The organism is Gracilibacillus sp. JCM 18860 (genome assembly GCF_055395245.1).
Map to the genome: position 1 here is coordinate 3,773,162 of NZ_AP043868.1, position 13,292 is coordinate 3,786,453.

The window sequence follows — 13,292 nt, forward strand, 5'->3', positions numbered from 1 at the left end:
ATAGCCAAAAAGGAGAGTTGGATATGTCTGAAAAAGTATGGTTAGAGTACTACCCCGAAGAAGTCGCACCGTCATACGAATATCCAAAGCAAAATTTGGCTCAATTTATGATAGACACAGCAAAAAAGTTCCCGCAACAAACCGCAATTTTTTTCTATGGAAAAAAGATCACTTATGAGCAGCTATTAAAAGAAACCTATCAATTCGCAAATAGCTTAAAAAAGTTAGGGCTCGAAAAGGGCGATCGGGTAGCAATTATGCTCCCGAATTGTCCTGCATCCATTATCGCATACTACGGAGCATTAATGATTGGTGCGATCGTCGTTCAAACCAATCCTCTTTATACAGAAAGAGAGCTGGAGCATCAATTGAATGATGCTGGTGTGAAAGTCGTTATTGCCTTGGATCATTTGTTTAAGCGTGTCCAAAACGTATTGCCGAAAGTAGAAGTAGAGCATACGATTTTTACTTCCATGAAGGACTACTTGCCCTTTCCTAAAAATATCCTGTACCCAATCAAGGCCAAAAAAGACGGTTTATCAATGGAGGTCAGCTATGATCAGCATACCCATTCGTTTAAGAAACTCCTATCTAATGCGCCAGCTAAGCCGATCAATGTCCTCATAGATGTGGAAGAAGATTTGGCATTGCTTCAGTACACAGGAGGGACAACTGGCGTTTCCAAAGGTGTCATGCTTACTCACTATAATCTTGTCGCCAATACGTTGCAGACGAGAGCTTGGGTATATCGGAGTGAGGAGAAGAGAGAACGATACTTGGCGATGCTCCCCTTTTTTCACGTATTTGGAATGACTACACTCATGAACCTTTCTATAAAATTAGGTGGCATGCTTATTCTTCTCCCTAAGTTTGATGTAAACATGGCGCTCAAGCTAATTGACAAAATGAAGCCGACTACCTTTCCAGGAGCACCAACGATGTATCTATCATTAATCCATCATCCAAAAATAAAGAACTATGATTTATCGTCCATCAATGTATGTATTAGTGGTGCGGCCCCATTACCGGGTGAGGTCCAGGAAAGATTCGAGGAGATAACAGGTGGTAAGTTGATTGAAGGTTACGGATTAACCGAAGCCTCACCAGTCACCCATGCGAATAACATATGGGAAAAACGGAAGCTCGGCTCGATTGGAATCCCTTTTCCAGATACAATCGCAAAGGTAGTCGAGCCGGAAACAGGAAAAGAACTTGAAAACGGAGAAGTAGGGGAGCTGATCATTCAAGGACCACAAGTGATGAAAGGCTACTGGAAGCGACCGGAGGAAACGAGTAATACCTTAAAAGACGGCTGGCTTTATACAGGTGATATGGCCAAAATGGATGATCAAGGCTTCTTTTACATTGTCGATCGAAAAAAAGATCTCATCATCGCCAGTGGATTCAATATTTACCCTCGAGAAATTGAGGAGGTCTTGTTTGAACATCCAGCGATAATGGATGCAGCCGCAGTCGGAGTTCCGGATGAATACCGAGGCGAAACAGTGAAGGCTTACATTGTCTTGAAAGAAGGAGCGACCACAGACGAAAAGGAGCTGGAGAAGTTTTGCCGAGAAAGGCTTGCCGCCTACAAAATACCACGAATATACGAATTCCGAGATAGCCTTCCAAAATCATTAGTAGGAAAAACCTTACGCCGCCTGCTGGAAGAAGAATAATTATTGTAAGCGAATACAATGACGAATAAGAACCAAAGCTAGAAAGCGAACAAGTAAAAATGGTACTTAAAACCGATTTAAGTACCAGAATTGCAACCCAAGATCATAAATTTGGTACTTAAAACCAATTTAAGTACCAAAAATGTAACCAAAGATTATAAAGTTGGTACTTATATAGCAAATATTGGAGGTCAAAACCCCACTCTTATCAAAAAGTGAAAACGTTCTTAGACAACCTGCCTTCGCCATAAATTAGTTACGAAGGGAGAGATTCTTTTGAGGCAAATAGATTGGACCTTGATATTGTTTGTTAGCTCTACCTTATTGCATGAATATTGGTTGTTATCGGGTCTGCCTCGTATTTACTTCTGGGATGGGAAAAGACAATTGAATGAGGGTGATGAGGATAGAAAAATTGCCTAATTCGACTTACAGCTTTTTAGCGATAGGTCGACGATATGAACTGCACGTACAGATTCGTTTACTCCTTCTCTTTTGATACTAAGCTTCTTTTGTAGTAAATAATCAGGATTTGCGGTCACAACAGTAGTTAACTTGTGTAGCTTTCGTGTGTTTCATTTTCGAATCTAATATTTTCATAGACATTTCTGTTTCAACTATATTATAGATACCCGCAGAGCCACAACAACCACTAGCGTACTCCATTTCGCAAAATTCAATATTATTAATCGATCACATGTTTTCAACATATTACGTAGTGACAAGAATCTTGATGGGTGATAATATGTTCTGGCAGTCGCCATTATTTCAAGTTGTTCTTTAAGAGTATGGTCGTTTAAAATTAAAGTGACAATCCTTCCGTTTGCAAAAAAACATTGACATTTCGACAATATATTGTAATAATATTTGAGATAAGTTCATACGGTTACCTTTAATTCAGTCCTGTGAGACTGGCAAGGTGGAATAGATTCAAAGTCTGTGAAGTTCATAACCATAGCTAATCTGGTAGTCTATGGTTGTATCAATCCGCAAACACCTTGCTTTTTTTAGCAAGGTGTTTTTGTCTATTAAGCGGTAACTGTTTGAACCCTATATTTACTTCAAGGGGGAAAATAAAGTGGCAAAATATGATGAAATACAAGTTGACGAGCGTGTACCTTTTTTGCAGAGCTTACCATTAGGTCTTCAGCATTTATTTGCGATGTTCGGATCGACGGTTTTGGTTCCTGTACTGTTCGGTGTTAACCCTGCGACCATCTTATTGATGAATGGTGTCGGGACATTGCTCTATATTTTTATTACGAAAGGAAAGATTCCAGCTTATTTAGGCTCTAGCTTTGCCTTCATTTCACCAGTGCTTGTCGTTTTAGGTCACTATTCGGGGATGGAGGGTTATAGTTATGCACTAGGCGGGTTCCTATTTGTCGGTATTATTTTATGCGTTGTTGCTCTTATCATCAAAATCGCCGGAACTGCTTGGATCGATGTCCTTTTCCCACCTGCAGCTATGGGAGCTATCGTCGCTGTTATTGGTCTTGAGCTTGTGCCGACTGCAGCAGAAATGGCAGGATGGATTGCGCCAGCAGATGCAGGGGCTTCATGGGCGATTGATCCTAAAGCGGCTATTGTATCATTCCTAACCTTGCTGATTACCATTATTTGTTGGGTAACCTTACGAGGATTTCTGAAAATTATTCCTATCTTGATTGGTATTATTGCAGGATATGTTATCGCTGCTATTTTTGGCTTAGTTGATTTAACAACTGTAAAGGAAGCTGCATGGATATCCATGCCAGAATTTTACCAAATAAAATTTGACTGGTCCCAAATCTTGATTATACTTCCTGCGGCAATTGTCCTTATTCCTGAGCATATTGGGCATTTATTTGTAACAGGGAATATTGTCAAAAAGGATTTGGCAAAGGAACCGGGCTTAGATCGTTCATTAGCGGGGAATGGGATTTCCACCATTATTTCTAGTCTTGTCGGTGCAACACCTAACACAACCTATGGAGAAAATATCGGGGTTTTAGCAATTACGAGAGTTTACTCCACGTGGATCATTGGTATGGCAGCTGTTATCGCTATTATATTATCTTTCTGTGGAAAATTAGCTGCACTGATCACATCGATTCCAACGCCTGTAATGGGTGGGATTTCACTATTATTGTTCGGTATAATCGCATCAAGTGGTATCCGCATGCTTGTGGAAGCGAAAATTGATTATAGCCGCTCACAGAATTTGATATTAACCTGTGTGGTGCTCGTCATTGGAATTAGTGGTGCTGCCATTAATATCGGGGATGTTTCCTTAACAGGTATGGGCTTAGCCACCATCATTGCCATTATTCTGAGCCTTTTCTTTAAAGTGCTTGATCAATTAAAACTGTCCAATGAATAATGTTAATAGCATGAGAAAAAGGATCTTAGGCTAAGATCCTTTTTCTATTTAGTAAATCAAAGGCATACACCACACCTACAGTAAAGAGGAGAAGAACTTAATCCTCCCCAATTTTTTTATCCTGAGTTTTAGGTAATCGCCCAGCTTTTTTGGCAGATTCTCGTAACAAAAATTCCACATGACTGTTTACACTACGAAATTCATCTTTGGCCCAACTGTGCAATATTTCATAGAGTTTAGGGTCTATTCGCAATGGGAAATGTTTTTTCTTCGTCATAGAAACCCTCTTTTTTAACAAATTTTATTGATATAGTGTGCCGGTATTAATGACAGGCTGTGCTCCATGGTCTGCTACGATCGAAACAAGTAAATTGTTAATCATGGCGACACGACGCTCCTCATCAAGGTCTACAATATTTTCTTTTTCCAATTGCTCGATGGCATCCTGTACCATTCCTACTGCTCCTTCAACGATTTTCCGTCTTGCTGCAATGATGGCATCTGCTTGCTGACGTTGTAACATAGCCTGGGCAATTTCAGTCGAATAAGCAAGATGGGTTAACCTTGTTTCGATAATTTCTACACCAGCAACTTCTAAACGATCCTGTAAGTCGGAAGCTAGTTCGCCGGACACCTCTTCGGCATTTCCTCTTAAGGTTAATTCCACGTTTTCAAAAGTGTCATAAGGGTATTTCGTTGCAACGGCACGAATGGCTGTTTCACTTTGAATTTCCACAAACTGCTCATAGCGGTCCACTTCAAATACTGCTTTTGCGGAATCTGTTACTTTAAAAACGATAACCGCAGCAATTTCAATCGGGTTCCCATTCACATCATTTACTTTTAATTTTTTACTATTAAAATTTCGAACGCGAAGGGAAACAACTCGTCTTGCAGTGAACGGTATCGTAATTACTACACCTTCCTGTCGAATACTACCCATGTATTTTCCTAAAAACGTAACAACCACTGATTGGTTAGGTTGGACTAACGTAATACCACTTCCAAGTAGGATGGCGATGAGAAGAGCTATGACTCCAACAACGAATTGTTCTTGAAAAAAGGTAAAAGCGGTTAAACCTAAGAGTAAAACTATAAGGAGAATACCTAGATAACCATTTATTGTCCATGCTTTTCGCTCCTGCAACATAATGAATATAACCACCTTTGTATGAAATATTTTTATATTATAATGATATCACTTATGTATATAAATGTAAATAATTATTAATATTTTCGGTCCTATATTAGAAAATGCAATACAATTGAGTCTGTGGACATTGATATTGCTTTAATGATACAAAGTATTACTTTTTGATAAAAAGAAGCCTGTGAAAAAGGATTTTTTGTTCATTATTCAAAATTTTAGCTCTATTCATTTATAGAAAACTTCAAAAAATGAATAGGATCACATAATGTGAGCGTTTATAAAACTCTTGTTCTAGGATACAAAAGTATTGTTAGTTCAGGCCATAAAGTAATATAATCACTCAAAAACTCAACATTCTGGATCGTAATGCAATAACCTTTAAGATCACCGAATTCTATCTCCTAAACATGCTGTTATCCTAAGAAATGTATCTTCAGATAATATTTCACGCCTAATAGTGGAATACTTATGTAAATGAAGATAGTAGATTGTTTAGGAGGATTTCGATGTATCAACTAAATAAAGCAAGTAGAATAAGCCCCTTTGAAATAAAAGAAAAACTTATTGAGCTTGCCAAAGGAAAAAAGAGGATAACTAGGACGATGCTTGATGCGGGTCGCGGTAATCCCAATTGGATTGCCGCCTCCCCAAGAGAAGCATTTTTTGCGCTTGGACAATTTGCGGTCTCTGAATCAAGACGAGTATGGGATGAAGGTGACTTAGCTGGCATGCCAAATCGTAATGGGATAGCAGAACGCTTCCAAAATTATGCGAAAGAAAATCCGCACATTCCAGGAATGCAGCTGCTAAAGGAAATCATTGATTACGGAATCAACAGAAAACAGTTTGAAAGAGATGCCTGGGTCTATGAATTAGTAGATGGAATCATCGGGGATAACTATCCTAATCCTGGTCGGATGCTTGTTCGAACGGAAAAAGTAGTGCATGACTTTTTATCGAAGGAGCTATATGATCAGGAAAATACGTTTGATTTATTTGCAGTCGAAGGGGCCACGGCAGCGATGTGCTATATTTTTGAAACATTATATAAAAATCACCTACTTCCTAAGGGGTCCAAAATCGCGGTGATGGTTCCGATCTTTCCACCATACATAGAGATTCCAGAACTCCCGAATAATGCTTTTGAGCTCGTTAAAATTATGGCAACCGAAATAGATGAGGAGGGGAACCATACATGGCAATACCCTGCAGAGGAAATAGAAAAGTTAAAGGATAAGGAAATCAAGGCACTATTTCTAACCAATCCGAGCAATCCACCATCTGTCTCGATAAAAAAAGAAACCATAGATCAAATTGCACAAATTGTACAGCATGACAATCCTAATTTAATGATCATTTCTGATGACGTGTATGGAACCTTTGTAGAAGGCTTTCGCTCGATTATGGTGGATTTACCTTTTCATACGATTGGCGTGTATTCCTTTTCCAAATATTTTGGTGTGACAGGCTGGCGCTTAGGAACCATTGCTATAAGTGAGAATAATGTTTTTGATAAGTTATTGGAGGAATTACCTGAAAAAAAGAAAGAGGATTTAAATAGAAGGTATGCTTCTCTTACCCGAACTCCAGAATATACGAAGTTTATCGATCGAATCGTAGCAGACAGTAGAGATGTCGCCATGAATCACACCGCTGGACTATCGACACCACAGCAAGTACAAATGGCCTTATTTTCCATATTTGCCATGCTTGATACCAATAATGAGTATAAACAAAAAACCAACGACATTTTAGATCGAAGGATGCTTCGTTTATATGAAGGTCTAGGATTGCCGAAGAAGCATTTACCAAATAATGCAGACTATTATACAGAAATCGATCTGGAAATCTGGTGCAATCATTATTATGAAAAAGGCTTTACAGAATATCTTTTAGAAAATTATCAACCAGAAGATATTTTATACCGATTAGCCGAGAAATCATCGATTGTCCTATTAAGCGGTCAAGGATTTTTAGCACCAGAATGGTCGATTCGTGTATCACTTGCTAATCTTAATGATGAAGCCTATTCCCGTATAGGACAAGAATTAAAAGAAGTGATGGAGGAATATGTAATGGAATGGAAAGAGGGAAAAGGGTAGCTTATGTCCAATCCCCTGACTATTTTCCCAAGAAAATACACAAACTACCACCAGTGAGGTGGTTTTTTGGTACAGGGAGCTATTAATCAAAATACAAAACTAACAAAAGAATGGCTGCAAAATTATGTGGATGATTGGGTGACTTTTTACAGGAAACATACGAAGGAAGGGGAAGTCGCTTCCTACATACCACTTTTAGCGCAAGCTGATAAAAGACACTTAGGCATTTCCATCACGGGCATTAACGGGATGACCATAGAGTCTGGCAATGTTCAGATACCCTTTACGATACAAAGCATTTCCAAAGTGTTCACCTTTATTATTGCATGTATGGAAAGAGGCATTTCTTATGTACTGGATCGTGTCGATGTAGAGCCTACAGGTGCCGCTTTTAATTCCATTATGCACCTAGAAATGAAACAGCTCAAAAAGCCATTTAATCCATTTGTAAATGCTGGCGCTATAACAGTAACGTCACTATTAAACGGAAAAACATCGGATGAGAAACTAGTGCCCCTATTTCAGCTGTTAGAAAATATCCTAGGCTACCGTCCCAGATTAAACATGGATGTATTTGCATCTGAAAAAGAATCCTCGATGCGAAATCGAGCCATCGGCTACTATCTCGTCGAAATTGGCTCATTGGAATCAGACCTAGAGCTAACATTGGAAACCTACTTCAAGCAATGTTCGATCGAAATTTCCCTAAAGGATTTGGCCCATATTGGGATGATATTAGCAAATGATGGCGAGGATCCAAAAACGGAGAAAAAAATTATTCCAAGACAAGTTGCCCGTTTAGCAAAGGCCTTGATGCTGACTTGCGGCATGTATAATGCCTCAGGAAAATTCGCTGCATATGTCGGAATCCCAGCAAAAAGTGGGGTGTCTGGTGGTATTATTGCAGTTTCACCACCAAGAGCTAGAAATGAGGAGCTCCCTTTTCTAGAAGGTTGCGGAATTGGGGTGTATGGTCCTGCGCTTGATGAGCAAGGCAATAGTATTGCAGGGATTAGGCTTCTTCGACATATCGCGAAGCAATGGGATTTGAGTATATTTTAGAGAGAGGGGTGTATTGTTGCCCTTCACTCACCATCAGTGGTCAAATCAATTTGGATAAGAAGTCGTTTATTAGTATTACAAAACCTCTACTCAATACTATGGCAAATACCTAAAAATAAATAATTGTCTTAGTTAATTTAATATGTGGGTGTAACCTAATTCGTGAAGAACTATTCCAATAATGGAAAAGGTTATCCCTATGTAAAAAGCCCAAGGATTTTGACCTCTGCTTTTATCCAACGTTCCAAATGTTAATATGCCAAATAACAATGCAATTATGGGAACAAATAAAAGTTGAGGACCAAAAAGAAATCCAACACCACCCAAAATTAAAGTCGGTAATCCAAACATATTTTCTGAAGGTAGTTTACTCAACTCTTCTTTTTCTTCTACAGTTAAGTCATCATTATTTGAAAAAAATCTCTCAATAGAATTGTAAATTTCTAATTGTTTAGGTTTCATATATATAAACCATTTTACCAACCATAGTGCACAAAGGGATACGAAACAATTGAATAGGAACACATCTAATATCGATCTATTTACTTCTGAAATGAATGGAGAGAAGAAAGTCCCAATTACCACGCTTATAATAATTACAAATATAAATTTCATTTTTTAAAATTTAAATCGAAGAAATATGCTAATAATGAATACGAATATTGGCCCCAATAAATCCTCTAATACCACTATAAACACCCCCTTATACATAAATTGAAAATGTTAACATTTTATACATTTATTGTATCATATGGTTTTCCTTTTTAAAAAAAGATCTTGCATTAACAGATTTATAGGTAGGACTCACAAAAATCGTAGAATGGCTAAAGCGTGTTAGGTGTAGGCGTGTCATGATTGCTATTATTAGATTCAATTTTTACACCAAGTTCTTGATAATCTTTTGGAATAGAGTATTGACGAGCATTATTTATTGCTCTCTATATAAATCTTTCATATCATCCAAGCACTTGGTAAACTTTTGCACCAACTCTTTCGGGTAAATAATACGGACTTTATTTCCAAAACGAAGAATTTGAATGATCGCTTTATCCATGGTGTAATATTTTTTCTTAACAATGAACGTCCCATCTGGATTAACCACTATTTCATCTTTTTGAAAGTTATCTAATACCTGTGCTCTCATCTCTCGGTTAAATTGGAAGCAGACGGTAAATGGCTCTATGCTGTTTCCAGATATTCCATCTTCTTTTTCATATATATCTTCCATTGTATACGGACGTCTCGTAAAATAGCGATTTGTAGGATGAATATTCAAGATCCGTGCTAGCTTAAAGATTCTGAGTTCTTTTCGTAGTAAACAATATGCCCACAAGTACCAGTGGTAGTCTTTTAAAAAAATCCCCATGGATTCTATCTCTCGCTCTGTTTCTTTTCCTTGATGATCCACATAGCGAATTTTAATTACATTACTATTTTGAATGGATTTGTATATTGTTTGAATATGTTGCGAACGATGATTCGAATGAGAAAGTTGTATTTGGATATTTTTATCTTGCGTGGGATCGGAGTCGATTAATTGATTAATTTTCGAAACCAATTCATTCATATCTTCGAAACCAGTAGCCTTTTCCATACTTTCTAACGCCCACCGTATAGAGAGTAATTCCTCTAGCGATAGATACTTTTTATCCCATTTGAACTGATCCGTTAATTCATAACCGCCTTCTTGACCAGGAAGCGATACGATCGGAATCCCTGCACGTTGAAGAGAATCAATATCTCTATATATCGTTCTCTCTGATACTTCGAAGTACCTCGATAAGTTCACCGCCTTCATTCTTTTCCTGTAAATCAGTAACACAATGATTCCTAATAAACGTTCGATTTTCAAGGTAAGTCCTCCTGTATATCATTTCTTAGATATTGTGCAGTTAGCGAGTTACTCCTTGTTACTAAATCATGTGGAGTACCTACAAACATGATGTCTCCTCCATTTTTACCACCATCAGGTCCAAGGTCGATAATCCAATCCGCTTGTTTCATGATATCTAAATTGTGTTCAATCACTATGATGGTGCTGCCATTATCCACTAAACGATTTAGAATGGATAATAAATGGCTAATATCGAACATGTGAAGACCAGTTGTCGGCTCGTCCAAAACATAAATGTTGCCAGATTGGTGTAGCTCGCCAGCTAATTTCATTCTTTGACACTCACCACCCGATAAGGTGTTTAATGGCTGACCTAAAGTCATATAGTCTAATCCTACCTCTGAAAATGCTCTTAAGGTGGAAAGCACTTCTTCCTCCTGAAAAAAGGAAAGTGCCTCAAACACTGTCATGTCTAATACATCTGAAATGGATTTTCCGTCTAATTTATACTGAAGTACTTCGTCTTTAAACCGTTTTCCATTACATATTTTACAAGTTGTTCTCATACTTTCCAGAAATGCAAGGTCTGTATGAATAAATCCATTCCCTTGGCATTCTGGGCAGGCCCCCTCTGAATTAAAACTAAAAAGGGACTTACTTACTTTATTAGCAGAGGCAAACGAATTTCGAATGATATCCATTATGCCCGTATAAGTCGCAGGGGTAGACCGAATCGAGGTACCCACTGACTTTTGGTCGATTACAATCGCATTTGGATACTGTGCTAAAAATTCGTCTAAAATCAGTGTGCTTTTCCCCGAACCAGCTACGCCAGTAATAACAGTAAGAACACCACAAGGAATACGAGCAGTAACATTCTTTAGATTGTTTTTGGATGCTTTAACGATGGAAAGATACTCATTAAATGGACGGACTTCCTTTTTTAATAATTGTTTAGTTCTTAAATATCTTCCAGTCAATGTATCTGCTTCCAATAATCCTGTTAGATTTCCTTCATAGACAATTTCACCACCATTTGTACCTGCACCTGGTCCTACGTCCACTATATGATCAGCAATACGGATAACATCCTTGTCATGTTCAACCACTATAACCGTGTTTCCTTTGTCTCTAATTTTTTGGAGCATTCTATTAAGGCGGTGTACGTCGCAGGGATGCAATCCGATACTCGGTTCATCAAAAATATACATCATATCTGTTAAACTACTATTAAGATGTCTTATCATTTTTACACGTTGTGATTCTCCCCCAGACAAGGTGGATGTTTCTCGGTTTAAGGTAAGATAATAAAGTCCCATGTCAATGAGATGCTGTAATCGACTTGAAATGTTCGATAGGATAGGTTTAGCTATTGGATCTTTTATTGTTTTGATTACTTTTATTAATTCTCCGATTTCCATAGCAGTGAATTGAGCGATGTTATAGCCATCTATTTTGCAATTTAATACCTCTTGACTTAAACGAGCTCCATTGCATGTGGTGCAAGGTGTTATGGTAATGAATCTCTTAACATTATGCGATAATTGACGGATGTCTTTTTTTAAGTACATCCGTTTAAATCTGTCTATAACGCCTTCATAATATTTGGTGGGTTCGTCTTTTAAGGGTAATATAATTTTCTCATCTTTTCCATGTAGTAACATTTTCCATTCTGCATCCGTGTAATCCATTAACTTTTTATTCGGATTGAATAGGCCTGAGTTTAAATGCTTCTGCCAGTACCATGTTCCTACGGAAAACGTGGAAAACAAAATCGCTCCTTCGTTAAGGGATTTTGTATGGTCGAATAGTTTCTCTATATCTGGTTCAACCTTTCGTCCAATTCCCTGGCAGTTTGGACACATCCCTTTCGGATTGTTAAAAGAAAAAACATCGGATTCACCAATAAAGGGCTCTCCCACTCGAGAAAATAATAATCGCAATAATGAGTAAATATCTGTGATTGTACCAAGCGTTGAACGTACATTTCCTCCTAATCGTCTTTGATCAATCACCACGGCAGGGGATAGGTTCTCAATGGATAATGTATTTACTGGACTATAGGTTGGTAATCGATTTTGAATATATGTCGTAAATGTCTGATTTAACTGACGCTGAGCTTCCTTACATATTGTGTCGAATACAATAGAAGATTTTCCAGATCCGGAAACGCCTGTAAACACAGTGATCTTCTTTTTTGGAATAGTGAGTGTTATATTTTTTAAGTTATTTTCCTTCAAGCCGACAAGTTTAACATAATGATTCTCAACCATTATTACCACTCCTGTAAGGTTAGCATAATATCATATAAAATCATTATACAGAAGTACCCTGACAACATTATGTCAGGATTGAAAAATAAATATAACTGGTTGCTGGGGTTTATGTTCGTTTATTTCTTGACCTAGAGTTAACTATAAGGAGTAACCTATTGTTAAAAGAGAATAATATCTCGAAATATAACTCAAAAGCTAGGTGAATGAATAATGAATATGGAAGAGTTTATTGAATTTTGCAAGAAAGGTAATCCGATTTCAGGTGTGGATCAAGAATTACATGGGCTTTTAACACAATGCAGCTATGATGCCCAAAAAATAACGATGAAATTGAACACATCCTATCATTCAAAAGAGGAGATAGTAGATATTTTTAGTGAGTTAACAGGATCGAAGGTTGATCCCTCTTTTATGTGCTTTCCACCGTTTTATACAGACTTTGGGAAAAATATCACGATCGGGAAGAATGTGTTTTTCAATACGGGTTGTTCCTTCCAAGATAGAGGAGGCATTACGATCGGTGACGGTACATTGATCGGCATGAATGTTACGATTGCCACACTTAATCATGGGCTATCCTTAGAATCTAGAAGCACGACATATCCATCTCCCGTTACGATTGGCGAAAATGTATGGATTGGTTCTAGCGCAACCATACTTCCTGGTGTTCATATTGGAAATAACGCCGTTGTCGCAGCAGGAGCAGTGGTGACTAAGGATGTTCCGGAGGATAGTGTGGTGGCGGGAGTGCCGGCAAAGGTTGTGAAGAGGGTGGATAGTGAAGGGGAGTGACACAGAGAAAAGTAAGTTCTCTGTGTTTTCTCTGT

At 38.0% G+C, this 13,292-nt stretch carries 11 protein-coding genes and 1 pseudogene; 6 read left to right on the forward strand and 6 right to left on the reverse strand.

Features of this window, described 5'->3' with window-relative positions:
- Nucleotides 1-23: 23 nt before the first annotated feature.
- Together ACZ5R4_RS18510 and ACZ5R4_RS18515 are read left to right on the forward strand one after the other, a co-directional pair.
- The gene (locus ACZ5R4_RS18510) at nucleotides 24-1,679 is read left to right on the forward strand and encodes a long-chain-fatty-acid--CoA ligase (protein ID WP_464367780.1); all 1,656 of its coding nucleotides are present in this window, start codon (nucleotides 24-26) and stop codon (nucleotides 1,677-1,679) included.
- Nucleotides 1,680-1,955: 276 nt separating this feature from the next.
- The gene (locus ACZ5R4_RS18515) at nucleotides 1,956-2,102 is read left to right on the forward strand and encodes a hypothetical protein (RefSeq protein ID WP_181397443.1); all 147 of its coding nucleotides are present in this window, start codon (nucleotides 1,956-1,958) and stop codon (nucleotides 2,100-2,102) included.
- Here ACZ5R4_RS18515 and ACZ5R4_RS18520 read toward each other — a convergent pair.
- Nucleotides 2,099-2,372, reverse strand: a pseudogene (locus ACZ5R4_RS18520) (heterodisulfide reductase-related iron-sulfur binding cluster); the annotation flags it as partial. The gene ACZ5R4_RS18515 and the pseudogene ACZ5R4_RS18520 overlap by 4 nt on opposite strands.
- A 385-nt stretch (nucleotides 2,373-2,757) precedes the next feature.
- Between ACZ5R4_RS18520 and uraA the strand changes: the two are divergent.
- The gene (gene uraA / locus ACZ5R4_RS18525) at nucleotides 2,758-4,041 is read left to right on the forward strand and encodes a uracil permease (RefSeq protein WP_277679075.1); all 1,284 of its coding nucleotides are present in this window, start codon (nucleotides 2,758-2,760) and stop codon (nucleotides 4,039-4,041) included.
- Between the two features lie 97 nt (nucleotides 4,042-4,138).
- Here the strand turns inward: uraA and ACZ5R4_RS18530 are convergent, their stop codons facing one another.
- Together ACZ5R4_RS18530 and ACZ5R4_RS18535 are read right to left on the reverse strand one after the other, a co-directional pair.
- On the reverse strand, nucleotides 4,139-4,318 hold the full coding sequence (locus tag ACZ5R4_RS18530; protein ID WP_054860969.1) for a type II toxin-antitoxin system antitoxin: 180 nt from the start codon (nucleotides 4,316-4,318) through the stop codon (nucleotides 4,139-4,141).
- Nucleotides 4,319-4,342: 24 nt separating this feature from the next.
- On the reverse strand, nucleotides 4,343-5,188 hold the full coding sequence (locus ACZ5R4_RS18535) for an SPFH domain-containing protein (protein ID WP_219987218.1): 846 nt from the start codon (nucleotides 5,186-5,188) through the stop codon (nucleotides 4,343-4,345).
- Nucleotides 5,189-5,697: 509 nt separating this feature from the next.
- On the opposite strand from ACZ5R4_RS18535, the gene aspD reads away from it, so the two are divergent.
- Nucleotides 5,698-7,293, forward strand: coding sequence for an aspartate 4-decarboxylase (aspD, locus tag ACZ5R4_RS18540; RefSeq protein ID WP_464367781.1), 1,596 nt, complete (start codon nucleotides 5,698-5,700; stop codon nucleotides 7,291-7,293).
- A 66-nt stretch (nucleotides 7,294-7,359) separates the two neighbouring features.
- The gene (locus tag ACZ5R4_RS18545; RefSeq protein ID WP_054860971.1) at nucleotides 7,360-8,355 is read left to right on the forward strand and encodes a glutaminase; all 996 of its coding nucleotides are present in this window, start codon (nucleotides 7,360-7,362) and stop codon (nucleotides 8,353-8,355) included.
- 132 nt (nucleotides 8,356-8,487) lie between these two features.
- Here ACZ5R4_RS18545 and ACZ5R4_RS18550 read toward each other — a convergent pair whose 3' ends face one another.
- The 3 genes from ACZ5R4_RS18550 to ACZ5R4_RS18560 all read right to left on the reverse strand — a co-directional run bounded on the left by ACZ5R4_RS18550 (nucleotide 8,488) and on the right by ACZ5R4_RS18560 (nucleotide 12,462).
- Nucleotides 8,488-8,817 carry a hypothetical protein gene (locus ACZ5R4_RS18550; protein WP_054860972.1) on the reverse strand — a complete coding sequence of 110 codons (330 nt, stop codon included), beginning with the start codon at nucleotides 8,815-8,817 and terminating at the stop codon, nucleotides 8,488-8,490.
- Nucleotides 8,818-9,283: 466 nt separating this feature from the next.
- Nucleotides 9,284-10,207, reverse strand: a complete 924-nt coding sequence (locus ACZ5R4_RS18555) for a helix-turn-helix transcriptional regulator (protein ID WP_464367782.1) — start codon at nucleotides 10,205-10,207, stop codon at nucleotides 9,284-9,286.
- Nucleotides 10,204-12,462 (reverse strand): ATP-binding cassette domain-containing protein, encoded by a 2,259-nt coding sequence (locus tag ACZ5R4_RS18560; RefSeq protein ID WP_464367783.1) that lies wholly within the window; start codon nucleotides 12,460-12,462, stop codon nucleotides 10,204-10,206. The genes ACZ5R4_RS18555 and ACZ5R4_RS18560 overlap by 4 nt, the downstream gene beginning before the upstream one ends.
- 213 nt (nucleotides 12,463-12,675) lie before the next feature.
- On the opposite strand from ACZ5R4_RS18560, the gene ACZ5R4_RS18565 reads away from it, so the two are divergent.
- Entirely contained in the window at nucleotides 12,676-13,257 is a 582-nt protein-coding gene (locus tag ACZ5R4_RS18565) for a DapH/DapD/GlmU-related protein (protein WP_109983826.1), read from the forward strand.
- The last annotated feature ends 35 nt before the right edge of the window (nucleotides 13,258-13,292 follow it).

What these genes read in the sequence shown, in the direction of transcription:
- ACZ5R4_RS18510 (WP_464367780.1), top strand. Translation starts at nt 24, where the DNA reads ATGTCTGAAAAAGTATGGTTAGAGTACTACCCCGAAGAAGTCGCACCG.
- ACZ5R4_RS18530 (WP_054860969.1), bottom strand. Translation starts at nt 4,318, where the DNA reads ATGACGAAGAAAAAACATTTCCCATTGCGAATAGACCCTAAACTCTAT.
- aspD (WP_464367781.1), top strand. Translation starts at nt 5,698, where the DNA reads ATGTATCAACTAAATAAAGCAAGTAGAATAAGCCCCTTTGAAATAAAA.
- ACZ5R4_RS18550 (WP_054860972.1), bottom strand. Translation starts at nt 8,817, where the DNA reads ATGAAACCTAAACAATTAGAAATTTACAATTCTATTGAGAGATTTTTT.
- ACZ5R4_RS18560 (WP_464367783.1), bottom strand. Translation starts at nt 12,462, where the DNA reads ATGGTTGAGAATCATTATGTTAAACTTGTCGGCTTGAAGGAAAATAAC.
- ACZ5R4_RS18565 (WP_109983826.1), top strand. Translation starts at nt 12,676, where the DNA reads ATGAATATGGAAGAGTTTATTGAATTTTGCAAGAAAGGTAATCCGATT.